The 24,203-nt window shown below is 64.2% G+C and carries 21 protein-coding genes and 1 other RNA gene; 18 read left to right on the top strand and 4 right to left on the bottom strand.

Annotation, left to right across the window (positions count from 1 at the left end; translation table 11 throughout):
• Positions 1-86 precede the first annotated feature (86 nt).
• From leuS to ACLFKU_RS07180, 5 genes are all read left to right on the top strand, one after another.
• Complete coding sequence (gene leuS / locus ACLFKU_RS07200) at positions 87-2,678, top strand: leucine--tRNA ligase (protein WP_410848612.1); 2,592 nt, start codon at positions 87-89, stop codon at positions 2,676-2,678.
• 88 nt (positions 2,679-2,766) lie between these two features.
• Positions 2,767-3,318 carry an LPS assembly lipoprotein LptE gene (gene lptE / locus ACLFKU_RS07195; RefSeq protein ID WP_368584040.1) on the top strand — a complete coding sequence of 184 codons (552 nt, stop codon included), beginning with the start codon at positions 2,767-2,769 and terminating at the stop codon, positions 3,316-3,318.
• A gap of 54 nt (positions 3,319-3,372) precedes the next feature.
• Positions 3,373-4,500, top strand: coding sequence for a DNA polymerase III subunit delta (gene holA, locus ACLFKU_RS07190; protein ID WP_410848611.1), 1,128 nt, complete (start codon positions 3,373-3,375; stop codon positions 4,498-4,500).
• A 246-nt stretch (positions 4,501-4,746) separates the two neighbouring features.
• Positions 4,747-6,018: a glutamate-5-semialdehyde dehydrogenase gene (locus ACLFKU_RS07185; protein ID WP_410848610.1), complete on the top strand. Its 1,272-nt coding sequence runs from the start codon at positions 4,747-4,749 to the stop codon at positions 6,016-6,018.
• A gap of 60 nt (positions 6,019-6,078) precedes the next feature.
• A complete protein-coding gene (locus tag ACLFKU_RS07180) occupies positions 6,079-6,495 on the top strand; it encodes a CopD family protein (RefSeq protein ID WP_368584037.1) in 417 nt (138 codons plus the stop codon).
• Positions 6,496-6,590: 95 nt separating this feature from the next.
• Here the strand turns inward: ACLFKU_RS07180 and ACLFKU_RS07175 are convergent, their stop codons facing one another.
• Complete coding sequence (locus ACLFKU_RS07175; protein ID WP_410848609.1) at positions 6,591-7,436, bottom strand: MurR/RpiR family transcriptional regulator; 846 nt, start codon at positions 7,434-7,436, stop codon at positions 6,591-6,593.
• A 297-nt stretch (positions 7,437-7,733) separates the two neighbouring features.
• Here ACLFKU_RS07175 and edd point away from each other — a divergent pair, with 297 nt between their 5' ends.
• The 4 genes from edd (at position 7,734) to ACLFKU_RS07155 (ending at position 12,486) form a co-directional block, all read left to right on the top strand.
• Positions 7,734-9,698, top strand: coding sequence for a phosphogluconate dehydratase (edd, locus tag ACLFKU_RS07170; RefSeq protein WP_410848608.1), 1,965 nt, complete (start codon positions 7,734-7,736; stop codon positions 9,696-9,698).
• 2 nt (positions 9,699-9,700) lie between these two features.
• Positions 9,701-10,342, top strand: coding sequence for a bifunctional 4-hydroxy-2-oxoglutarate aldolase/2-dehydro-3-deoxy-phosphogluconate aldolase (eda, locus tag ACLFKU_RS07165; protein ID WP_368584034.1), 642 nt, complete (start codon positions 9,701-9,703; stop codon positions 10,340-10,342).
• 253 nt (positions 10,343-10,595) lie between these two features.
• Positions 10,596-11,981 carry a GntP family permease gene (locus ACLFKU_RS07160; RefSeq protein ID WP_368584033.1) on the top strand — a complete coding sequence of 462 codons (1,386 nt, stop codon included), beginning with the start codon at positions 10,596-10,598 and terminating at the stop codon, positions 11,979-11,981.
• 10 nt (positions 11,982-11,991) lie between these two features.
• A complete protein-coding gene (locus ACLFKU_RS07155; RefSeq protein WP_368584032.1) occupies positions 11,992-12,486 on the top strand; it encodes a gluconokinase in 495 nt (164 codons plus the stop codon).
• Positions 12,487-12,581: 95 nt separating this feature from the next.
• Here the strand turns inward: ACLFKU_RS07155 and purB are convergent, their stop codons facing one another.
• Positions 12,582-13,970: an adenylosuccinate lyase gene (gene purB / locus ACLFKU_RS07150; RefSeq protein ID WP_368584031.1), complete on the bottom strand. Its 1,389-nt coding sequence runs from the start codon at positions 13,968-13,970 to the stop codon at positions 12,582-12,584.
• A 187-nt stretch (positions 13,971-14,157) separates the two neighbouring features.
• On the opposite strand from purB, the gene ACLFKU_RS07145 reads away from it, so the two are divergent.
• The 6 genes from ACLFKU_RS07145 to ACLFKU_RS07120 all read left to right on the top strand — a co-directional run bounded on the left by ACLFKU_RS07145 (position 14,158) and on the right by ACLFKU_RS07120 (position 20,007).
• Positions 14,158-15,114, top strand: coding sequence for a LysR family transcriptional regulator (locus ACLFKU_RS07145; RefSeq protein ID WP_410848607.1), 957 nt, complete (start codon positions 14,158-14,160; stop codon positions 15,112-15,114).
• Positions 15,115-15,276: 162 nt separating this feature from the next.
• On the top strand, positions 15,277-16,599 hold the full coding sequence (locus ACLFKU_RS07140; protein WP_176121823.1) for a Glu/Leu/Phe/Val family dehydrogenase: 1,323 nt from the start codon (positions 15,277-15,279) through the stop codon (positions 16,597-16,599).
• Between the two features lie 283 nt (positions 16,600-16,882).
• A complete protein-coding gene (locus ACLFKU_RS07135) occupies positions 16,883-17,776 on the top strand; it encodes a glutamate/aspartate ABC transporter substrate-binding protein (protein ID WP_368584029.1) in 894 nt (297 codons plus the stop codon).
• 91 nt (positions 17,777-17,867) lie between these two features.
• The gene (locus tag ACLFKU_RS07130) at positions 17,868-18,608 is read left to right on the top strand and encodes an amino acid ABC transporter permease (RefSeq protein WP_368584028.1); all 741 of its coding nucleotides are present in this window, start codon (positions 17,868-17,870) and stop codon (positions 18,606-18,608) included.
• Positions 18,608-19,285: a glutamate/aspartate ABC transporter permease GltK gene (gltK, locus tag ACLFKU_RS07125; protein ID WP_176380894.1), complete on the top strand. Its 678-nt coding sequence runs from the start codon at positions 18,608-18,610 to the stop codon at positions 19,283-19,285. Before ACLFKU_RS07130 ends, gltK begins: the two co-directional genes overlap by 1 nt.
• Positions 19,282-20,007 carry an amino acid ABC transporter ATP-binding protein gene (locus ACLFKU_RS07120; RefSeq protein ID WP_176105077.1) on the top strand — a complete coding sequence of 242 codons (726 nt, stop codon included), beginning with the start codon at positions 19,282-19,284 and terminating at the stop codon, positions 20,005-20,007. Before gltK ends, ACLFKU_RS07120 begins: the two co-directional genes overlap by 4 nt.
• A gap of 101 nt (positions 20,008-20,108) precedes the next feature.
• Here ACLFKU_RS07120 and ACLFKU_RS07115 read toward each other — a convergent pair whose 3' ends face one another.
• Positions 20,109-21,068: a class II glutamine amidotransferase gene (locus ACLFKU_RS07115; protein ID WP_410848606.1), complete on the bottom strand. Its 960-nt coding sequence runs from the start codon at positions 21,066-21,068 to the stop codon at positions 20,109-20,111.
• 163 nt (positions 21,069-21,231) lie between these two features.
• Here ACLFKU_RS07115 and pyrC point away from each other — a divergent pair, with 163 nt between their 5' ends.
• The 3 genes from pyrC (at position 21,232) to rnpB (ending at position 23,680) form a co-directional block, all read left to right on the top strand.
• Positions 21,232-22,293: a dihydroorotase gene (gene pyrC, locus ACLFKU_RS07110; RefSeq protein ID WP_410848605.1), complete on the top strand. Its 1,062-nt coding sequence runs from the start codon at positions 21,232-21,234 to the stop codon at positions 22,291-22,293.
• An 11-nt stretch (positions 22,294-22,304) separates the two neighbouring features.
• Positions 22,305-23,231 carry a DUF3025 domain-containing protein gene (locus tag ACLFKU_RS07105; protein ID WP_368584025.1) on the top strand — a complete coding sequence of 309 codons (927 nt, stop codon included), beginning with the start codon at positions 22,305-22,307 and terminating at the stop codon, positions 23,229-23,231.
• A gap of 35 nt (positions 23,232-23,266) precedes the next feature.
• An RNA gene (gene rnpB / locus ACLFKU_RS07100) (RNase P RNA component class A) lies at positions 23,267-23,680 on the top strand.
• A gap of 88 nt (positions 23,681-23,768) precedes the next feature.
• Here the strand turns inward: rnpB and ACLFKU_RS07095 are convergent.
• On the bottom strand, positions 23,769-24,191 hold the full coding sequence (locus tag ACLFKU_RS07095) for an OsmC family protein (protein WP_026226035.1): 423 nt from the start codon (positions 24,189-24,191) through the stop codon (positions 23,769-23,771).
• Positions 24,192-24,203: the final 12 nt, after the last annotated feature.

Raw genomic sequence — 24,203 nt, 5'->3', positions numbered from 1 at the left:
CCCCGTCAAAGGGGAAACGACGCAACGACATTCTGCAGAGCACCGGGCCGGTGCGAAAGCACCGAACCTAGCGATCCCATCACACCATGCACGAAAAATACGTTCCCTCCGACGTCGAAGCCGCCGCGCAAGGGCAATGGCGCGCCATCGACGCCTACAAGACGACGGAAACCACCGACAAGCCCAAGTTCTACTGCGTCTCGATGCTGCCGTATCCGTCGGGCAAGCTGCACATGGGGCACGTGCGCAATTACACGATCAACGATGTGATGTACCGCTATCTGCGGATGAACGGCTACAACGTGCTGATGCCGATGGGTTGGGACGCGTTCGGCATGCCGGCGGAAAACGCCGCGATGGCCAACAACGTACCGCCCGCGCAGTGGACCTACGACAACATCGCTTACATGAAGAAGCAGATGCAGTCGATGGGTCTCGCGATCGATTGGTCGCGCGAAGTCGCGACCTGCAGCCCCGACTACTACAAATGGAACCAGTGGCTGTTCCTGAAGATGCTCGAAAAGGGCATCGCGTACAAGAAAACCGGCACCGTGAACTGGGACCCGGTCGACCAGACCGTGCTCGCGAACGAGCAGGTGATCGACGGGCGCGGCTGGCGCTCGGGCGCGCTCGTCGAAAAGCGCGAAATCCCGATGTACTACATGCGCATCACGCAGTACGCGGATGAGCTGCTGAACGATCTCGACGGCCTCGGCTGGCCCGAGCGCGTGAAGATCATGCAGCAGAACTGGATCGGCAAGAGCTTCGGCGTGAACTTCGGCTTCCCGTACGAAATCGACGGTGAGCAGAAGCTGCTGCGCGTGTTCACGACGCGCGCCGACACGATCATGGGCGTGACGTTCTGCGCGATCGCCGCCGAGCATCCGCTCGCCACGCGCCTTGCGCAAGACAAGGCCGAACTGCAGGCGTTCATCGACGAATGCAAGCGCGGCGGCGTCGCCGAAGCCGACGTCGCGACGATGGAAAAGAAGGGCATGGCTACCGGCTTCTACGTCACGCATCCGCTGACGCACGAGCAGGTCGAGGTGTGGATCGGCAACTACGTGCTGATGACCTATGGCGAAGGCGCGGTGATGGGCGTGCCGGCGCACGACGAGCGCGATTTCGCGTTCGTGAAGAAGTACGGTCTGCCGGTCAAACAGGTAGTGGCGGTCGAAGGCAAGGAGTTCTCGACCGAAGCGTGGCAGGAATGGTACGGCGAGAAGACCGGCACGCTGGTGAACAGCGGCAAGTACGACGGCCTCGCGTACGACGAAGCGGTGGACCGCATCGCCGCCGATCTGAAGGAGCTCGGCCTCGGCGACAAGCAGATCACGTGGCGTCTGCGTGACTGGGGCGTGTCGCGCCAGCGTTACTGGGGCACGCCGATTCCGATCATCCACTGCCCAAAGTGCGGCGACGTGCCGGTGCCGGAAAAAGACCTGCCGGTCGTGCTGCCGGAAGACCTCGTGCCGGACGGCACGGGCAATCCGCTCGCGAAGTCCGAAGCGTTCCTGAATTGCACGTGCCCGAGCTGCGGCGGCGCGGCGAAGCGCGAAACCGACACGATGGACACCTTCGTCGACTCGTCGTGGTACTTCTACCGCTATGCGTCGCCGGATGCGAAGACGATGGTCGATGAGCGCACCGACTACTGGGCGCCGATGGATCAGTACATCGGCGGTATCGAGCACGCGATCCTGCACCTGCTGTACTCGCGTTTCTGGGCGAAGGTGATGCGCGACCTCGGTCTCGTGAAGTTCGGCGAACCGGCGAAGAACCTGCTCACGCAGGGCATGGTGCTCAACGAAACCTATTACCGCGAAAACGACGCGGGCAAGAAGACCTGGTACAACCCGGCGGACGTGACCGTGTCGTTCGACGACAAGGGCCGCCCGGTCGGCGCGGTGCTGAACGCGGACGGCCAGCCGGTCGTGCTCGGCGGTGTCGAGAAGATGTCGAAGTCGAAGAACAACGGCGTCGACCCGCAGATGCTGATTGATCAGCACGGCGCGGACACCGCGCGCCTGTTCGTGATGTTCGCGGCTCCGCCCGAGCAGCAACTCGAGTGGTCGGGTTCGGGCGTCGAAGGCGCGAGCCGCTTCCTGCGCCGCGTTTGGAACTTCGGCTACACGAACGAAGCCGCGCTGCGCACGGGTGGCCAGTTGGACACCGCGCAACTTAACGATGCCGACAAGGTGCTGCGTCGTGAGATCTACAGCGTGCTGAAGCAGGCCGATTTCGACTATCAGCGTCTGCAGTACAACACGGTGGTATCGGCCGCGATGAAGATGCTCAACGCGCTCGACGGCGCGAAGGGCGCGCAGACGGCCGTGCTGCGTGAGACCTACGGCGTGATGCTGCGCGTGCTGTACCCGGTCGTGCCGCACCTGACGTTCCAGCTGTGGCAGGAGCTCGGCTACGCCGACGAATTCGGCCCTCTGCTCGACGCACCGTGGCCGAAGGTCGACGAGAAGGCGCTCGAACAGGCCGAGATCGAACTCGTGCTGCAGGTGAACGGCAAGGTGCGCGGCGCGATCACGGTCGCGAAGGATGCATCGCGCGACGCGATCGAGCAGCAAGCGGCCGCGCACGAAATGGTCGCGAAGTTCAGCGAAGGCAAGGCGCCGAAGAAGATCATCGTGGTGCCGGGCCGTCTCGTGAACGTGGTCGTTTGACGTTCCGGGCCCTCATCCGGCAGATGGGGCGCCGCCCGCACGGTGGCGTTCCTCGGCACCGCGAATCCACTGCGAACCGGGAGCGAATGTGACTCGCAGATCGTTTTTGACGCTCGCTTGCAGCGTAATGATGTTGTCGGCCTGCGGCTTCAAGCTGCGCGGCCAGCAGGACTTCGCGTTCAAGCGCCTCTATGTGTCGGGCGGCTCGCCCGCGGCCATGGCGCGCTTCACCCGCATCGTGCAGGGCGGCAGCGACACCGTGGTGGTCAACTCGGTCGCCAATGCCGACGCGATCCTGCAGATCACGCAGAACCGCAACCTCAGCACGCTGACGCTGAATTCGCTGGGCGTCGTCGCCGAGTATCAGCTGAATCTGCAGATGACCTACACGCTGACCGGCAAGGACGGCACCGTGCTGATTCCGGGCAGCGTGATCGCGCTGAACCGCGCGATGACCTATAGCGACCAGTTCTCTCAGGCGAAGGCCGCCGAGTCGGACATCCTGTTCGCCGACATGGAGAACGACGCGGTCGATCAGCTGATCCGCCGTCTCGGCGTGGTGCGCTCGCTGCATCCGACGCCGTCCGAGGCCGTGCCGGCCATCGCGCCGCGCGCGCCGCTGCCGCCGCCGCCGCTGTGAGCATCGCGCCGTTAGCGATGCGTCGAATCTCATCCACCCCGTCAACCGCCAGCCATGCAACTGCGACCTGACGCGCTCGAAGCGCATCTCGCCCGCGGCCTCGCCGGACTGTACGTCGTGTACGGCGACGAGCACCTGCTCGCGCAGGAAGCGTGCGACCGCATCCGGGCGGCCGCGCGCGCGGCAGGCTTCACTGACCGCTCGGTGTTCACGGCCGAGCGCTATTTCGACTGGAGCTCGCTGCTCGGCGCGAGCCAGTCGATGTCGCTGTTCGGCGACCGTCAACTGGTCGAGTTGCGCATTCCGTCGGGCAAGCCGGGCAAGGAAGGCGCGGATGCGCTGAAGGCGCTAGCATCCACCGTCAACGACGACGTGCTGACGATGATTACGCTGCCCCGTCTCGATGCGGCCACGCAGAAGTCGGCATGGTTCACCGCGCTCGCCGACGCGGGCGTCGCGCTGAAGATCGATCCGGTCGAGCGCGCGCAGCTGCCGAACTGGGTCGGGCAGCGGCTCGCGGCCCAAGGCCAGCGCGTCGCAGCCGGCGAAGAAGGGCGGCGCGCGCTCGCGTTCATCGCCGAGCGCGTCGAGGGCAATCTGCTCGCCGCGCATCAGGAAATCCAGAAGCTCGGGCTGCTGTATCCGAGCGGCTCGCTGAGCTTCGATCAGGTGCAGGACGCGGTGCTCAACGTCGCGCGCTACGACGTCTTCAAGCTCAACGAGGCGATGCTCGCGGGCGACGTCGGCCGTCTCGCGCGCATGCTCGACGGCCTGCGCGGTGAAGGAGAGGCGGCGGTGCTCGTGCTGTGGGCCGTCGTCGAGGAAGTGCGCACACTGTTGCGGATCAAGCGCGGCGTCGCAGCCGGCAAGCCTCTCGCGGTGCTCACGCGCGAGAACCGCGTGTGGGGTCCGCGCGAACGGCTGATCGGGCCGGCGCTGTCGCGTGTCAGCGAAACGGCGCTCGAGAAGGCGCTCGCGCTGGCGGCGCGGCTCGACCGGCAGGTCAAGGGCTTGTCGGGCGGCACGCCGGGCAATCATCGCAACGATCCGCCGCCCGATCCGTGGGACGGCCTGTTCGAACTCGCGATGACGGTGGCCGCGCCAAAACCGCCGGCGGCGCCGCCAGTGCCGCCGCCGCGACCTCGGGCGCCGACTGCGGCGCCAGCGCGGCGGCCAGTCTAGGCAACTGGGCGCGGGCGAGCTTCGGCGGCGATTGCAATCGCACAGCAACCGTTAATCGCGTCGCATGCAGAGCACCGTGTTTCCCATGCCACGGGCTCAACACAACGCAACGGCAACCCGCGACAGCACAGCGCACCCGCTGCCCCTCGCGAGCAAAGCCCAGGTACCCGACTTACAATCGTTTGATCTTTCGCTAATCTTGCCCGACCACCGCACGTCACCGTGCGGGGCATCACGAGAATGACCATGGATATCGACCAGTACATGACCGACCTCGGCCAACGCGCTCGCCAGGCTTCGCGCGCGATGGCGCGGGCGTCGACCGCCGCGAAGAATGCGGCGCTTGCTGCCGTTGCCGAGGCGATCGAGCGCGATGCCGATCTGCTGAAGGCCGCCAACGCCCGCGACCTCGAGCGCGCCCGCGGCAAGGGCCACGACGCTGCGTTCATCGACCGTCTGACGCTGTCCGACAAGGCGCTGAAGACGATGGTCGAAGGCCTGCGCCAGGTCGCGGCGCTGGCCGATCCGATCGGTGAAATCAGCAATCTGAAGTATCGGCCGAGCGGCATCCAGGTCGGCCAGATGCGTGTGCCGCTCGGGGTGATCGGCATCATCTACGAATCGCGCCCGAACGTGACGATCGACGCGGCCGCGCTGTGCCTGAAGTCCGGCAACGCGACCATTTTGCGCGGCGGCTCCGAAGCGCTCGAATGCAATACCGCGCTCGCCAGGCTGATCGGCGAGGGGCTCGAAGCGGCCGGTTTGCCGCAAGACGCGGTGCAGGTGGTCGCGACGTCGGACCGCGCGGCGGTCGGCAAGCTGATTACGATGACCGAATACGTCGACGTGATCGTGCCGCGCGGCGGCAAGAGCCTGATCGAGCGTCTGATGAACGAAGCGCGCGTGCCGATGATCAAGCACCTCGACGGCATCTGCCACGTCTATGTCGACGATCGCGCGGACCTGGCGAAGGCGCTCAACGTCTGCGACAACGCGAAGACGCACCGCTACGGCACCTGCAACACGATGGAAACGCTGCTGGTCGCGCGCGGCATCGCGGCCGAAGTGCTGCCGCCGCTGGGCAAGCTGTATCGCGGCAAGGACGTCGAGCTGCGCGTCGACGCGGCGGCGCGCGCTGTGCTGGCCGATGCGGGCGTCGGCCCGCTCGTCGACGCGACCGAGGAAGACTGGCGCACCGAATATCTGGCGCCGGTGCTCGCGATCAAGGTGGTCGACGGCATCGACGCGGCGATCGATCACATCAATACCTACAGCTCGCAGCACACCGACGCGATCGTTACCGAAGACCACGACCGCGCGATGCGCTTTCTGCGCGAAGTCGATTCGGCGAGCGTGATGGTCAACGCGTCGACGCGTTTCGCGGACGGCTTCGAGTTCGGTCTCGGCGCCGAGATCGGCATCTCGAACGACAAGCTGCACGCGCGCGGCCCGGTCGGACTGGAAGGGCTGACGTCGCTGAAGTACGTCGTGCTCGGGCACGGCGAAGGTCGTCAATAAGCACGAATCGAAGCACCGCCACAACGAACACAACAACAAGGACCACAAGGACCCCCGCCGATGCTTTGGGTAAAGACGTTTCACATCGTGTTGATTGCCTCCTGGTTTGCCGGCCTGTTCTATCTGCCGCGCATCTTCGTCAATCTGGCGATGGAAACGGAACCCGCCGCGACCGCGCGTCTTCTGCTGATGGCGCGCAAGCTGTTCCGCTTCATGAGCTTTATCGCGGTGCCCGCGATCGCGTGCGGCTTGTGGTTGTGGCTCGTGATCGGCATCGGCAGCGGGCAGGGCTGGATTCACGCGAAGGTCGGCGTAGTCGTGCTGCTCGTCATCTATCACGCCTATTGTGGCGTGCTGCTCCGCACGTTCGAACGCGGCCAGAATCGCCGCTCGGACAAGTGGTATCGGATGTTCAACGAGCTGCCGGTGCTCGGTATGCTTGCGGCGGTCGCGCTGGTGGTGATCAAGCCGTTCTGAGCGGCTGACGGCGTTAAGCAGGGCGCTGGAAAAGACAAAGGGCGGTGTGCCGGTCGAATGGCACACCGCCCTTTTGCGTTTCTTATCGGAGCGGATTACCCCTGCGAGTCCACCCGCCGCCGGTGTATCACTTCCTTCGTCTGCGCGAGCTTTTCCACCAGTTCGGGCCCGCGGCTCAGCGCGACACCGACCGCCAGAATGTCGCCGATCGCCAGATGCGACACGCGCGAGGTCATCGGCGAAAAGATGTCGGTGTCTTCGTCGACGTTCGCGAAGAGTCCCACGGTCGCGAGCCGGGCGAGCGGCGAGTTGCCGTGCGTGATCGCGATCACCTTCGCGCCCGCGTTCAGCGCGGCCCTCGCGGCATCGATGATGTCGCGCGTGCGGCCCGTGTTGGAAATCGCGACGACCACGTCACCCGGCCCGAGCAGCGCGGCTGACATCAGAAACGTATGCGGGTCCGAATACGCGACGCTCGGCATGCCGAGCCGGAAAAACTTGTGCTGCACGTCGAGCGCGGCGATGCCGGAGCCGCCCGCGCCATAGAACTCGATGCGCTTCGCCTGCGCGAGCATGTCGATCGCCGCCGCGACGCTATCCGAGGACAGATTGTTGCGCACCTGAATCAGCGCACCGATGGTCCGGTCGAGCACCTTCGCGGCGACGCCCGGTGTCGGCTCGTCGGGCCGCACGTCGCGATATACGGCCGGCACTTCGCTCGCGATGCCCTGCGCGAGCCGGATCTTGAATTCGCGAAAGCCGGAAAAACCGAGCGCGTGACAGAAGCGCGCGATCGTCGGCTGACTCACGCCCGCGCGCGCGGCGACCTCGGTCATCGACAGATCGAGCACCTCGCGCGGCGCCTCGATCACATAATCGGCCAGCTTGCGCTCGGACGGGCGCAGCTGATCACGCATCTGTTCCACTTGGGACAGCATCATCGGAAAACTCGCACTATGCTGAAGAACGTGTGGACTATATCCGATTGGTCGTTGGCGCACAAAAGCTAGGTACAAAACTACATATTGGTGAGTAAGTGTATTCCCTGGGTTTCGGCTGTAAAGCGCTAAGGCGCCGCCAATAGGGCGACTTGGCGAGTCGTTCGATGCGGCACCGCAACAGCGTTCCTAATTGCGATCGTGTAGTTTTTCTACTAATATGGCGTGGTTCGATATCACAACCCCGCGATACCGCCTGGTGTCATGCGTGCGCCTGCCGCCAGCGACGAAGGAGCTCCGATGGTTTCCCCGCATTCGCAATTGTTGAAGGTCACGCAACGCGTGATCGAGCGCAGCAAGCCCACGCGTGAAGCGTATTTGGCCCGCATCCAGCATGCGCAGGGGCGCTTCCCGGCACGCGGCGCGTTGTCGTGCGCGAACCTCGCCCACGGTTTCGCCGGTCTCGAAGGCAACGACAAGCTCGTGATCAAGCAGATCCGCGAGCCGAACATTGGCATCGTGTCGTCCTACAACGAGATGTTGTCGGCGCACGCGCCGTACAAAAACTACCCGGACATCATCAAACAGGCAGCGCGCGAAAACGGCGGCGTCGCGCAATTCGCGGGCGGCGTGCCGGCGATGTGCGACGGCATCACGCAGGGCAACGCGGGCATGGAGCTGTCGCTGTTCTCGCGCGAAGTGATCGCGATGAGCACGGCCGTCGCGCTCACCCACAACATGTTCGACGCGGCGCTATGCCTCGGCATCTGCGACAAGATCGTGCCGGGCCTGCTGATCGGCGCGCTGCAATTCGGCCATTTGCCGACCATCTTCGTGCCGGCCGGTCCGATGACGAGCGGCCTGTCCAACGACGACAAAGCCAAGACGCGCCAGCAGTTCGCGACCGGCCAGTGCGGCCGCGACGCGCTGCTCGAAGCGGAAGCGGCCGCGTATCACAGCCACGGCACCTGCACGTTCTACGGCACCGCGAACAGCAACCAGATGCTGATGGAAGTGATGGGCCTGCATCTGCCGGGCTCGGCCTTCGTGCATCCGCACACGCCGCTGCGCGACGCGCTGACCGCGCAGGCCGCGCGCCGCGTGCTCGATCTGACGGTCGAGCGCGGCCACTACATGCCGATCGGCCATGTGATCGACGAGAAGGCGATCGTCAACGGCATCGTCGCGCTGCTGGCAACCGGCGGCTCGACCAATCACACGCTGCACCTCGTCGCGATCGCGCGTGCGGCCGGCATCGTGATCGACTGGGACGACTTCGACACGCTGTCGCAGGCGGTGCCGCTGCTCGCGAAGATCTATCCGAACGGCAAGGCCGACGTGAACCACTTCCACGCGGCGGGCGGCGTGGCGTTCCTCGTGCGCAATCTGCTCGAAGGGGGGCTGCTGCATGAAGATGTGAACACGGTCGCGGGCAAGGGCCTGAAGCGCTACACGGAGGAGCCCAAGCTGCTCGACGGCAAGCTGCAATGGGTCGCGGGCGTCGAGGCGAGCGCGGATACCGCGGTGCTGCGCGGCATCCAGGAGCCGTTCCAGCCTGACGGCGGCCTGCGTCTTATGCAGGGCAAGCTCGGCCGCGGCGTGATCAAGATCTCGGCGGTCGCGGCGCAGCATCGCAAGGTGAAGGCGCCGGCAATCGTGTTCGATTCGCAGGAAGCGGTGCAGGAAGCGTTCGACAAGGGCGAGCTCAAGCGCGACTTCATCGCGGTGGTGCGCTTCCAGGGCGCCCGCGCAAACGGCATGCCTGAATTGCATCGTTTGACGCCGCTGCTCGGTGTGTTGCAGGATCAGGGTTTCCATGTCGCGCTAGTGACCGACGGCCGTATGTCGGGCGCGTCGGGCAAAGTGCCGGCGGTCATTCATGTGTCGCCGGAAGCGTTGCTGCAAGGCCCGCTCGGCAAGGTCCGCACGGGCGACACGCTGGTCATCGACGCGGAAGCGGGCGTGCTCGACATCGAGATCGACGCAGCCGAATGGGCCGCGCGTCCGAACGCCGAGCCGCTGCATCAGGCGGACAACGAAGCCGGCTTCGGCCGCGAGCTGTTCGGCGTGTTCCGCGCGGCGGCGGCGCCGGCGGAGCAGGGCGCGTCGGTGTTCGGCAAGCTGATCGGCGAGGGCGGCGCGCTCGACGGCCAGCACGGTCACGGCAGCCACCACAAGCATGGCGACAAGCACGCCCATCAACCCAGCGACCATCACACGAGCACCGCGCAAGCCGGCGCGGCGCTGCAGAAACAAGGAGTCTGACTATGACGTCGAAAACAGTAAGCGATATCGTGCGCCTCGGCCCGGTGATTCCGGTGCTCGCGTTCGACACGGTCGAACAGGGCGAACACGTGTCGCGCGCGTTGCACGCGGGCGGCGTGAAGGTGCTCGAAATCACGCTGCGCACGCCGGCGGGCCTCGGCGCGATCGAGCGTGCGTCCGAGCTCGCCGATGACATCGTGGTCGGTGTCGGCACGATCACGAAGCCCGAGCATTGCGCGCAAGCGAAGAAGGCCGGCGCGCAGTTCGGCGTGTCGCCGGGTCTGACCAAGGACATGCACCAGGCCGCGCAGGATGTGGGTCTGCCGTTGCTGCCCGGCGTGATGACGCCGTCGGACATCATCCTCGCGCTCGAGCTCGGCTACGAGATCGTCAAGTTCTTCCCCGCGCAGCAGGCCGGCGGCGTGCCGATGCTGCAGGCGTTCCACGGTCCGTTCCCGGCGCTGAAGTTCTGCCCGACTGGCGGCATCACGCCGGAAAGCGCACCGCACTTCCTGTCGCTGCCGAACGTGGTCTGCGTCGGCGGTTCGTGGCTCACGCCGAAGGCCGCACTCGCCGCGCAGAACTGGGATGAGGTGACGCGCCTCGCGCGCGCCGCGAGCCAATTGGCGGCGCCCGCGCACTAAGCCCGCAAAACGACAGCGCATCGGTTAGCTAAACCGGGCACAGGAGTCTCGTCGATACAGCCGCATCAGGCTGTCGCGCCGAGACTCTTTTTTTGCTTGATATGCGTGCTGGATTTGCGCGCGTTTTTGAAACAAACAGTAAAATTCAGCGTCCGCGCGGCCAGCCGGGTTTTCAGGCATCGCGCAGGTTGCCGTGAGACGAAGTGCCGGCCGCATCCGCACTCTGAAACCAATAAACCAAAGGAGGGGCTTCATGGAATCTGCCCACGGAAGCATGTTGCTGGTCTACGCGTTAATCGCGATCGCGTTGCTGATCTTCATGATCACGCGCCTGAAGGTCTATCCGTTTCTCGTTCTGATCATCGTGTCGTTGCTGCTGGGCCTCGTGGCCGGCATGCCGATGCAGACCATCGTCAAATCGTTCGAAACGGGTAACGGCAACACGCTCGGGCACATAGCCATCGTTGTCGGTCTCGGCACGATGCTCGGCAAGATGATGGCCGAATCGGGCGGCGCCGAGCGCGTCGCGACCACGCTGATCAACTGGTTCGGTGAGAAACACATTCACTGGGCGATGATGGTCGTCGCGATCATCGTCGGCTTGCCGGTGTTCTTCGAAGTCGGTTTCGTGCTGCTGATTCCGATCGCGTTCAACGTCGCCAAGCGCACCAACAAATCGCTGCTGCTGGTCGGCCTGCCGATGGTCGCGGGTCTGTCCGTGGTGCACGGGCTGATCCCGCCGCACCCGGCCGCGCTGCTCGCCGTGCAGGCTTATCACGCGGATATCGGCAAGACGATCGCCTATGGTCTGATCGTCGGCATCCCCTGCGCGATCGTCGCCGGTCCGCTGTTCGCGCTGCTGGTGAGCCGCCATATCCAGTTGCCGAAGGAAAATCCGCTTGCCGCGCAGTTTCTCAGTCACGACGCGAATAACGGCAACGGCGTGGCAACCAACGCACCGAAGCGCGAACTGCCAGGCTTCGGCATCACGCTGGCCACGATCCTGTTGCCGGTGGTTCTGATGCTGGTCGGCAGCTGGGCCGACCTGGTGTTCGAACCGAAGACGCTGCCGAACGATCTGCTGCGCTTCTTCGGCAACACCGACGTCGCGCTGCTGACGGCCGTGCTGGTCAGCTTCTGGACCTTCGGCGCGAGCCGCGGCTTTAACCGCGAGCAGATCCAGAAGTTCTGCGGCGAGTGTCTGGCGCCGATCGCGGGTATTACACTGATCGTCGGCGCAGGCGGTGGTTTTGGCCGCGTGCTGATGGATAGCGGCATTTCGAAGGAAATCACCAACGTCGCGACCGCGGTGCATCTGTCGCCGCTGCTGTTCGGCTGGATCGTCGCGGCGATGATCCGTCTCGCGACCGGTTCGGCCACCGTTGCGATGACGACCGCCTGCGGCATCGTCGCGCCGATCGCGGCGGCCGGTGCGGTGCAGGTGAAACCGGAACTGATGGTGCTCGCAACCGGCTCGGGCTCGCTGATCTTCTCGCACGTGAACGACGGCGGCTTTTGGCTGATCAAGGAATATTTCGGCATGACGGTGGTGCAGACCTTCAAGACGTGGTCGCTCCTGGAAACCATCATTTCGGTGATGGGGCTGGCCCTGACCTTCGCACTCGCGGCGGTCCTGTAAGGAGTTTCAAATGATTCTGATCGCAATGGGCGTGTCGGGCGCGGGTAAGTCTCTGATTGGCGAAATGCTGGCCGCGCGTCTGCATTGCACGTTCACCGACGGCGACGCGTTCCATAGCGCGGCGAACAAGGAGAAGATGCACCACGGCATTCCGCTCACCGACGAAGACCGCTGGCCGTGGCTGAAGACGATCCGCGCGGCGATCGAGGAAAAGCAGAAGGCGGGCGAGACGGCGGTGTTCACGTGTTCGTCGCTGAAGCGCTCGTATCGCGACATTCTGCGCGCCGGCGACAAGGACGTGTGCTTCGTCTACCTGAAGGGTTCGCGCGAGGTGCTCGCGGAGCGTCTCGGGCATCGCACCGGGCATTTCTTCGATCCGTCGCTGCTGCAAAGCCAGCTCGATACGCTCGAGGAGCCGGGTGACGATGAAGCGATCACGGTCAGCATCGATCTGACGCCGGAACAGATCGTCGACGAGGCGCTCAGGCAGGTCGAAGCGCGCTGAGTCTTTGATTCCCCCGCGTTCCGGCTTCGAGCGCGGGACGAAAAAAAGCCGCTCCTCGGAGCGGCTTTTTTATGCGCCGAAGCTGGGCCAGCCGATCAGCCGATCCGCTTCGCCAGTTCGACGGCCTTGCCAATGTACGAGCCGGGCGTCATTTCGAGCAGACGGTCCTTCGCGTCCTGCGGAATCGCCAGGCCGCCGATGAAGCTCTGCAGCGCCTCGCGCGTGATGCCCTTGCCGCGCGTGAGCTCCTTCAGCTGCTCGTACGGGTTCTCGATGCCGTAACGGCGCATCACGGTTTGCACTGGCTCGGCTAGCACTTCCCAGCAGTTGTCGAGGTCTTCGTTCAGACGCTGCGCGTTCACTTCGAGCTTGTCGAGGCCGCGGATCAGCGAGTCGTACGCGAGCAGCGAGTAGCCGAACGCGACGCCGATGTTGCGCAGCACCGTCGAGTCGGTCAGGTCGCGCTGCCAGCGCGATACCGGCAGCTTGTCGGCGAGGTGACGCAGCGTCGCGTTCGCGAGGCCGAGGTTGCCTTCGGAGTTTTCGAAGTCGATCGGGTTGACCTTGTGCGGCATCGTCGATGAGCCGATTTCGCCGGCCTTCGTGCGCTGTTTGAAGTAGCCGACCGAGATGTAGCCCCACACGTCGCGATCGAGATCCAGCAGGATCGTGTTCGCGCGCGAGATCGCGTCGAACAGCTCGGCCATGTAGTCGTGCGGTTCGATCTGGATCGTGTACGGATTGAACGTGAGCTTCAGACGGTTCTCGACGACGTCCTTCGAGAACGCTTCCCAGTCGAACTCCGGATACGCGGACAGGTGCGCGTTGAAGTTGCCGACCGCGCCGTTCATCTTGCCGAGCAGTTCGACCTTCGCGATGCGCTCGATCGCGCGCGCGAGACGCGCGGCGACGTTGGCGATTTCCTTGCCGAGCGTGGTCGGGCTGGCCGGCTGGCCGTGCGTGCGCGACAGCATCGGCTGGGCGGCTTGCGCATGCGCGAGCGCGACGAGGCGTTGATGCACCGAGCGCAGCGCCGGCAGGATCACGTGTTCGCGCGCGCCGGCGAGCATCAGACCGTGCGACGTGTTGTTGATGTCTTCGGACGTGCACGCGAAGTGGATGAACTCGCTCGCGCGTTCCAGTTCTTCCTGACCCTTCACCGACTCCTTCAGCCAGTATTCGACGGCCTTCACGTCGTGGTTCGTCACGCGCTCGATTTCCTTGATGCGCGCGGCGTCGTGCGCGGTGAAGCGCTCAGCCAGTTGCAGCAGGAACTGCTCGGATGCGTCGGAGAAGCGCGGCACTTCGGCGAAGCCGGCGCGCGACAGCGCGATCAGCCAGTGGATTTCGACCGTCACGCGATTGCGCATGAAAGCGGCTTCCGAGAGCCAGTCGCGCAGGGCTTCGGTTTTGGCGGCATAGCGGCCGTCGAGCGGGGAGAGCGCGTTCAGCGCGAACAGGGTGTCGGGGCGGGTGTCGGACATGATGAGGACCGGGTTGAGGCGCAGGTTGAGGCGCGGGTTAAGGCACTGAGCGCTCAGCGAGCGGATCGGGAACGGAGGGAACCGTGGATTTTACCACTGTGATGCGATGCGCCCGTCCGGATGCGTCGGCCGCACCTCGCGCCGCTAGAATGCAGACTTCTTCCCTCTCGCCGGCAAACGCACTCGCATGGAACTGAAATGGCTCGAAGACTTCATTTCGCTCGCGGAAACGCGTAGTTTCAGCCGCTCGGCCGAACTGCGCCACGTCACGCAGCCGGCTTTCTCGCGCCGCATCCAGGCGCTCGAAGCGTGGCTCGGCACGGAACTGATCGACCGTTCTGTTTATCCAACGCGGCTCACGGCGGCCGGGCAGGTGTTCAACGAGCAGGCGCTCGCGATGCTGTCGCAATTCCATGAGGCGCGCGCGCTGTTGCGCGGCCATACGGCGACGCCGCAGGCGACGATCGAATTCGCGGTCCCGCACACGCTGTCGCTGACTTACTTTCCGCGCTGGCTGCAGCGCATCGAAGCGCAGATGGGCCCGATCCACACGCGGCTGCGCGCGCTGAACGTGCACGACGCGGCGCTGTCCTTGGTGGAAGGCGGCTGCGATCTGATGATGGGCTATCACCATCCGAGCCACCCGGTCGCGCTCGATCCGGCGCGCTACGACATGCTGACGCTCGGCCACGAGCCGATCAGCCCGTTCTCGGCGCCCGCCCGCGCGGGCCGTCCGCGTCACACGCTGCCGGGCTCGGCCGACGCGCCCGCGCCGTATCTGTCGTACACGCCGAACGCATACCTCGGGCGCATGACCGAGGTGATTCTCGCGAACGCGCCGGAGCGCCTGTACCTCGACCGGCTCTACGAAACCGACATGGCTGAGGGGCTCAAGGCGATGGCGCTCGCTGGTCACGGCATCGCGTTTCTGCCGCATAGCGCGGTCGAAGATGCGGTGGCCGAAGGCCGGCTGATCCGCCTCGATCGCGCGATGCGCGGCACGCCCGAAGGGCAGTTGACGCTCAGCATGGAGATTCGCCTGTACCGCGACAAGCTCGCCGCGAAAAGCGACGACGCGCGCCAGATCCTCGTGCGGCAGTTGTGGGACGTGGTGTCGGAGGAACTCCGGCAGAGCGCCCCCTGAAGCGCGGCATAAAACTCGAGCTCGAACCTGCGTCGCGGCGACGCGAATTTGCGCCTTTCCGAAGGTTATGCAAGAAAAACATAACCGGATAAGGAAACGGCATTGGATTTCAATACGGCGTTTTTCCACAATGCCGGTACTCGATCAAACGCCGGAGCGTTCATGTCATCCCAGCAACAAGCCGCAGAATCGGCACAAGCCGCCTCAACGTTGCAATCCGTTCCCTCCTATCTCAACAAAGAAGACCTCGGCCCCTGGGGCAACTATCTGCGCCAGGTCGACCGCGTCGCGCCGTACCTCGGTTCGCTGTCCCGCTGGCTCGAAACCCTGAAGCGCCCGAAGCGCATTCTCGTCGTTGACGTGCCCATCGAACTCGACAACGGCACGGTCGCGCACTTCGAGGGCTATCGCGTGCAGCACAACGTGTCGCGCGGTCCGGGCAAGGGCGGCGTGCGCTATCACCAGGACGTTACGCTCTCCGAAGTGATGGCGCTGTCCGCGTGGATGTCGGTGAAGAACGCGGCGGTGAACGTGCCGTACGGCGGCGCGAAAGGCGGTATCCGTGTCGATCCGCGCACGCTGTCGCGGGGCGAGCTCGAGCGCGTGACGCGCCGCTACACGAGCGAGATCGGCATCATCATCGGACCGAATACCGACATCCCCGCGCCGGACGTGAACACGAACGAGCAGATCATGGCGTGGATGATGGACACGTACTCGATGAATCAGGGGCAGACGGCCACCGGCGTCGTGACCGGCAAGCCGATCACGCTCGGCGGCTCGCTCGGCCGCCGCGAGGCGACGGGCCGCGGCGTGTTCGTGGTGGGCTGCGAAGCGGCTCGCCGGATCGGCTTCGACATCGAAGGCGCGCGTATCGCGGTGCAGGGCTTCGGCAACGTCGGCGGCATCGCCGCACGTCTGTTCCAGGAAGCGGGCGCGAAGGTCGTCGCGGTGCAGGACCACACCGGCTCGGTGTACAAGTCCACCGGGATCGATGCGGTCGCGTTGCTCGATTACGTCGCGAAGAAGGGCGGCGTCGGCGGTTTCCCTGAAGCCGACGCGATCACCGCTGATGAGTTCTGGACCGTCGAATCGGACATCCTGATTCCGGCGGCGCTGGAAAACCAGATCACCGAAAAGAACGCAGGCAAGATCAAGACCAGGATCATCGTCGAGGGCGCGAACGGCCCGACCACCACGGCGGCGGACGACATCCTGCACGATCGCGGCATCCTCGTGATTCCGGACGTGGTCGCGAATGCGGGCGGTGTGACAGTGTCATATTTCGAATGGGTGCAGGACTTTTCGAGCTTCTTCTGGACCGAAGACGAGATCAACGAGCGCCTCGAGCGCGTGATGCGCGAAGCGTTCGCGGCGGTGTGGCAGGTGTCGAGCGAGCAGAACGTGTCGGTGCGGACGGCGGCGTTCATCGTCGCATGTAAGCGGATTTTGCAAGCGCGCGAGATGCGCGGCTTGTATCCCTGATGGACCCTGTCCTATCTTGTTGGAAGCGGCGGTGACGCGGCCCGGTATCCGGGCCGGGAGGCGAAACCGCCGAAATTTTGTGCATCAGCGCTGTCCACAAGACGGCGTGTTTGACCGGCGGGCGGCATCCTATCGATGCCGCCCGCCTTCTCGTATGCGCGAAACGGCTGTGCGACCGCGCCGCGGGCCCATCGAGGCGTGCGCGCAACAGCATGGTTAATAGGAATACTTTCAGAAAAATTACTTTGTTACACTGGCGCCGGTTCTTGCCAAGGAGATCAAGATGAAGGTTAAAAAAGCTGCGCTGTTGCTCGCCACTCTCGGATTGTTTACGGTTGGCGCGCATGCGCAAGACTCGGGGACGCTGAAAAAGATCAAGGATACGGGCGTCATTTCGCTGGGCCATCGGGAGTCGTCGATCCCGTTCTCTTATTACGACGACAAGCAGAACGTGATCGGCTACTCGCAGGATTACGCGACGAAGATCGTCGAGGCCGTCAAGCAGAAGCTGAACATGCCGAACCTGAAGGTGAAGCTCGTGCCGGTCACGTCGCAGAACCGCATTCCGCTCGTGCAGAACGGCACGGTCGACATCGAGTGCGGCTCCACCACGAATAACCTCGAGCGCCAGCAACAGGCTGCCTTCACGAACACGATCTTCGTGATCGGCACGCGCCTGATGACCAAGAAAGATTCGGGCATCAAGGACTTCCCGGACCTGAAGGGCAAGACGGTCGTGACGACCGCCGGCACCACGTCCGAGCGCCTGCTTCGCAAGATGAACCAGGACAAGAACATGGGCATGAACATCATCAGCGCGAAGGATCACGGCGAGTCGTTCCTGACGCTGTCGACGGGCCGTGCCGCCGCGTTCATGATGGACGACGCGCTGCTCGCCGGCGAGCGCGCCAAGTCGAGCAACCCGAACGATTTCGTGATCGTCGGCACGCCGCAATCGCGTGAGGCTTACGGCTGCATGCTGCGCAAGAACGACGCCGACTTCAAGAAGGTCGCCGACGATGCGATCGCGAAGGTTCAATTGTCGAGCGAAGGCGAAACGATCTACAAGCGCTGGTTCGAATCGCCGATCCCGCCGAAGGGCCTGAACCTGAACTTCCCGATGAGCGACGACATGCGTGCGCTGTTCAAGAACCCGAACGACAAGGCAATCGACTAAACCCTAGCTGCTTTTTCGACACTTTCGAAACGCTGAACGGAACGGAAGGGGCCACGCGCTTCTTCCGTTTCTTTTTGCCGGAGTCTTGGTCATGTCATATCACTGGAACTGGGGCATTTTGCTGAGTCCCGTCTCCACGGGCGAGCCGACCACCTACCTGGGCTGGCTGCTCTCGGGGCTGTGGGTGACGGTCACCGTGTCGCTGTCGGCATGGGTGATCGCGCTGATCGTCGGCTCGCTGTTCGGTGTGCTGCGCACGGTGCCGAACAAATGGGCGTCGGGCGTCGGCACCGTCTACGTCGCGATTTTCCGTAACATTCCACTGATCGTGCAGTTCTTCATCTGGTATCTGGTGATACCGGAGTTGCTGCCCGTGTCGATCGGCACCTGGTTCAAGCAATTGCCGCCGGGCGCGCAGTTCTTCTCGGCGTCGATCGTGTGTCTGGGCCTCTTCACCGCCGCGCGCGTGTGCGAGCAGGTGCGCTCGGGCATCAACGCGTTGCCGCGCGGCCAGCGCGCGGCTGGTCTCGCGGTGGGCTTCACGCAATGGCAGACGTATCGCTACGTGCTGCTGCCGGTCGCCTACCGGATCATCGTGCCGCCGCTCACCTCCGAGTTTCTGAACATCTTCAAGAACTCCGCGGTTGCCTCGACGATCGGTCTGCTCGATCTGTCGGCGCAGGCGCGCCAGCTGGTCGACTATACGTCGCAAACTTATGAGTCGTTCATCGCGGTCACGGTCGCGTACATGCTGATCAACGTGATCGTGATGCTCCTGATGCGCTGGGTCGAAGCGAAGTCCCGGCTGCCAGGCTACATCGGAGGCAAGTGATGCATCATTTCGACTGGAGCGGTATTCCGGGCGCGCTGCCGACGCTGTGGACCGGCGCGATCATCACGTTCAAGATCACGCTCGTCGCGATCGTTTTCGGCATCATCTGGGGCACCATTCTCGCGATGTTTCGACTGTCGTCGGTCAAACCGCTCGCATGGTTCGCGCAGGGCTACGTGACGCTGTTCCGTTCCATCCCGCTCGTGATGGTGCTGCTGTGGTTCTTCCTGATCGTGCCGCAGGTGCTGCAAAGCGTGCTCGGTCTGTCGGCCGACATCGACATCCGGCTCGCCTCGGCGATGGTCGCGTTCTCGCTGTTCGAGGCCGCGTACTATTCGGAGATCATTCGCGCCGGCATTCAAGCGGTGCCGCGCGGTCAGGTCAACGCCGCGTTCGCGCTCGGCATGACCTATGGGCAGGCAATGCGTCTGATCGTGCTGCCGCAGGCGTTTCGCGCGATGGTGCCGCTGCTGCTCACGCAGGGGATCGTGCTGTTTCAGGATACATCGCTCGTGTACGTGATCAGCCTCGCCGACTTCTTCCGCACAGCCACGAATATTGGCGATCGTGACGGCACGAATGTCGAGATGGTACTGTTCGCGGGTGCGGTTTATTTCGTGATCTGCGTTATCGCGTCGAGCCTCGTCAAAAGTCTTCAGAAAAAGGTCGCAAGATGATCTCTATCAAGAATGTTTCGAAGTGGTACGGCCATTTCCAGGTGCTGACCGACTGCACGACGGAAGTCAAAAAGGGCGAAGTGGTGGTGGTGTGCGGGCCGTCCGGCTCGGGCAAGTCCACGCTGATCAAGACCGTGAACGGCCTCGAGCCGTTCCAGAAGGGTGAGATCGTCATCAACGGCCAGTCGCTGACCGACAAGAAAACCAATCTGTCGAAGCTGCGCTCGAAGGTCGGCATGGTGTTCCAGCACTTCGAGCTGTTCCCGCATCTGTCGATCGTGCAGAACCTGACGCTCGCGCAGGTCAAGGTGCTCGGCCGCTCGAACGACGAGGCGACCGCGAAGGGCCTGAAGCTGCTCGATCGCGTCGGTCTGCGCGCGCATGCGGACAAGTATCCGGGGCAGCTGTCCGGTGGTCAGCAGCAGCGCGTGGCGATTGCGCGAGCGCTGTCCATGGACCCGATCGCAATGCTGTTCGACGAGCCGACTTCGGCGCTCGACCCGGAAATGATCAACGAAGTGCTCGACGTGATGGTCGAACTCGCGCAGGAAGGCATGACGATGATGTGCGTGACGCACGAAATGGGCTTCGCGAAAAAGGTCGCGCATCGCGTGATCTTTATGGACAAGGGTTTGATCGTCGAAGACGACCGCAAGGAAGACTTCTTCGCGAATCCGAAGTCGGATCGCGCGAAGGACTTTCTCGCAAAGATCCTGCACTGAGATTCGCCGGGCAGGCCTCGTTGCCGAGGCTTGCGTGGGGATCAAAAAAGCCGCTCGGTGGAGCGGCTTTTTGTTGCCTGGCTGAGGGCGACGTCAGTGGTTTATGACTCGAACGCCGCCGCATCATCCGCGGCTTCGAGATCGGGTTCGCTGTCGGGCGAATGCGTGGCTCCGCGCGTGCCCACCGGCTGCGCGCCGTTCGACGCCGCGATCGTCGTCGCCGATGCGGATGCATCGAGCGCCGGATTGCGCAGCTTTTCGAGCACCGAGTTCGGCACCGGGATATGGGCCTGGCCGATCACTTCGCCATGCCGGAACATCAGCAGATCGCCGGGCTTGAACGCGGTCCACACTTCGTTGTCGGTCAGCGGCTTGGTCGCGATGACGGCGACGCGGTCTTCGGGCGTCGTGTATTTGGCGAAATCGATCGATACGTCCGCGTCGACCAGATGCGCGGTCGAAAACGGCCAGTGACGCACGAGGTAATGCAGATGCGTCGAGCAATGCGCGAACAGCGCCTGGCCATTCGACATCAGGAAATTGAACACGCCGTATTGCGTGATTTCACGCGTGAGCGCCTCGAGCGCGCCGAACAGCTCGTCGAGCGGCGGCTGCTGCGTGGCCGGGAAAGCCTTGCGCAAACCCTGCAGCAGCGCGCAAAACGCGAGTTCGCTGTCGGTCGTGCCGACCGGCTGATACACGCCGTTCAACTCCGGCGCGTAGCCCTGCAGATCGCCGTTATGCGCGAAGATCCAGTGACGCCCCCACAGTTCGCGCATGAACGGGTGGCAGTTTTCGAGCAGGATGTGCCCTTGCGTCGCCTTGCGGATGTGCGCGATCGTGTTTTTCGATTTGATCGGGTAACGCTTGACCATCTCGGCGATCGGCGAGGTGGCCGACGATTGATGATCGATGAACAACCGGCAGGCCTTGTCTTCAAAGAAGGCGATGCCCCAGCCGTCGGCGTGGTGATCGGTGACGCCACCGCGCGCCGCAAAGCCGGTGAAGGAAAAGGTAACGTCCGTCGGCGCGGCGCAGTTCATTCCGAGAAGTTGGCACATGTTGCGGGTGAGCCTGTGAACGGAGCGAGCCGTTACAATGATGATTTTCCAAGCATATCACCGAGCCGGAGACGCCAAATAGCAAAATTGACACGTGTTTGGGCCGCTACAACGCGGTTTGACCGGTCGATCAGCGAGGCGCGCGAAGTCTCGTATTCCTGCCATGACTGCTTCCAACGTTTCCCCCGATTCCGTCACGCTGGTCCGCCCGGACGACTGGCACCTGCACGTGCGCGACGGCGCGATGCTCGCAGCCGTGCTGCCTGACACCGCGCGCCAGTTCGGCCGCGCGATCATCATGCCGAACCTGAAGCCGCCGGTCACGACGACCGCGATGGCGAAGGCGTATCGCGAGCGCATCATCGCCGCGATCCCCGAGGGCGCGAAATTCGAGCCGCTGATGACGCTGTACCTGACCGACAACACGCCGCCCGACGAAATCCGCCGCGCGCGCGAGAGCGGCTTCGTGCACGGCGTGAAGCTGTACCCGGCGGGCGCGACGACGAACTCGGACGCGGGCGTCACCGATCTGATGAAGTGCGCGAAGACGCTGGAGGTGATGCAGGAATTAGGCATGCCGCTGCTCGTGCACGGCGAGGTGACGGATTCGGACATCGATCTGTTCGACCGCGAGAAGGTCTTCATCGATCGCGTGATGATGCCGCTGCGCCGCGCGTTTCCGGCGTTGAAGGTCGTGTTCGAGCACATCACGACGAAGGACGCGGCAGACTACGTCCGCGAAGCGGGCGTCGCGCCGGAGCTGCTGGGCGCTACCATCACCGCGCACCATCTGCTGTACAACCGCAATGCGATTTTCCAGGGTGGCATTCGTCCGCATTACTACTGCCTGCCGGTGCTCAAGCGCGAGACGCATCGCGTCGCGCTGGTCGAGGCGGCGACCTCGGGCGATCCGCGTTTCTTCCTCGGCACCGACAGCGCGCCGCATCCGAAGGGGCTGAAGGAGCATGCGTGCGGCTGCGCGGGCTGCTACACCGCGCTGCACGCGCTCGAGCTCTACACCGAGGCATTCGACAAGGCCGGCGCGCTCGACAAGCTCGAAGGCTTCGCGAGCTTTCACGGGCCGGACTTCTATCGTCTGCCGCGCAATACGGAGAAGGTCACGCTGCGTCGCGAGGAATGGACGCTGCCGGCCGAACTGCCGGCTGGCGATACGCCGGTCGTGCCGCTGCGCGGCGGTGAATCGATCGGCTGGCGTCTCGTTTGAGGCTGTGTTAAATGCCCGAGCGTGAGGCGGGGCAGCGCGCTGCCAATATTGATGTGGCGGCGAACGCCGGCTCCGCGGTAGCGCGTGAAGCCGCGGCCCAAGCTGTACGCGGCATGGCACCCGAGCCTGTGCCAGCAGGCTTCGCCGCAATCGACTGGTCGACGCCGTGGTTCGCGCAATTCGCCGCACGCGGCGAGCGTTGGCAGCAAGCCGCGCTGACCGGCCACGCTGACCTGCTCGCCGCGATGAATGCCGACGCGGCCCAGATGCAACAGACCACCGGCCGCGGCCAGCGGCTCGCGTTTATCGCGCAGGACGATCTGCCACCGGGCGCCGCGTACGAGGGGCATATCGCGTCGACCGGTTGCGTGCCGACGCGCCATAATCTGCACGACTTCTTCAACGGCTCCATGTGGTTCGCGTTTCCGCGCATCAAGGCGGCGTTGAACGCGCGCCAGTCGGCGGAACTCGACGTGCTCGGCGTCGGCCCGACGCGTGGCGGCGTGCGCGACATGCTGACCCTGTTCGACGAAAACGCGCTGCTGTTCGCTTGCGCCGATCCTGCGCTGAGCGCCGCGCTACGTGGTTTCGACTGGCAAACGCTGTTCGTCGCACGGCGCGACGCATGGGGGCGCGACTGCGAAGTACGTTGCTTCGGTCATGCGCTGCTCGAAAAGCTGGTCGCGCCGTTCAAGGGCTGCACCGGCCATGCGTGGATCGTCGACGTTCCGGCCGAATATTTCGACTGGGACACCCTGGCGCGCGACGCATGGCTCGATGAAGCGGTCAGCACCGCGCTGCTCGGCACCGACGCTTTGACCAGCCGCCTGTTCGCACCGCTGCCGGTGCTCGGCATTCCGGGCTGGTGGCCCGAGAACGAATCACCCGCGTTCTATGACGACACGAACGTGTTCCGAGCGGGGCGGCGCAAGCGTTAGGCGCTTTTGCGTTCGGTGTTAAAATCCGCGCCAGCAAAGCAGGCCAGGCAGTCGCGGCCTCGGCGGCTTCGGCCAACGAGGGCGAGGAAAGTCCGGACTCCACAGGGCAGGGTGATGGCTAACGGCCATCCGTGGCGACACGCGGAACAGGGCAACAGAAAGCAAACCGCCGATGGCCCGGCGCAAGCCGGGATCAGGTAAGGGTGAAACGGTGCGGTAAGAGCGCACCGCGGCTGTCGCAAGGCAGACCGGCACGGTAACCTCCACCCGGAGCAATTCCAAGTAGGCAGGCGCGCATCTTCGCGATGCAGGACGGGGCCCCCGTCTCGTCTGCGGGTAGGAAGCTTGAGCGCGTCAGTAATGGCGCGCCTAGAGGAATGGCTGCCACGCGCGTCGCGTCTCCGGACGTGGGGCGTGCACAGAATCCGGCTTATCGGCCTGCTTTGCCGCTGAATAAGAAAAGCCGGCGTCCATTGGGACGCCGGCTTTTTCATTTGGGGCGCGGATGGCGGCCCGTGGCCGCTGCCCCTATCGCGCTTAGAGCGCCACGATGTCGAACGAATGCGTGAGTTCGGCGGTCTTCGCGATCATGATCGACGCCGAGCAGTATTTGTCGTGCGACAGATTGATCGCGCGCTCGACGGTCGCCGGGTTCAGATTCTTGCCCGTCACCGTGAAGTGGAAGTGGATCTTCGTGAACACTTTCGGATCTTCGCTTGCGCGCTCGGCCTTCAGCGTCACCGAGCAGCCGGCGATCTCCTGGCGGCTCTTCTTCAGGATCATCACGACGTCGTAGGCGGTACAGCCGCCGGTGCCGAGCAGCACCATTTCCATCGGACGCGGTGCGAGGTTGCGTCCGCCACCCTCGGGTGCGCCGTCCATCGCGACCAGATGGCCGCTGCCCGTCTCGGCCGCGAACGCCATCCCGTCCTGTCCCATCCAGCTTACTTTGCATTCCATGCTGTCACTCCC

Origin of the sequence: Paraburkholderia sp. EG304 (genome assembly GCF_046543485.1) — a bacterium.
Taxonomy (GTDB): Bacteria; Pseudomonadota; Gammaproteobacteria; order Burkholderiales; family Burkholderiaceae; genus Paraburkholderia; species Paraburkholderia youngii.
The sequence above is the reverse complement of the archived record's forward strand: the minus strand, read 5'-3'. Positions and strand labels throughout refer to the sequence as shown.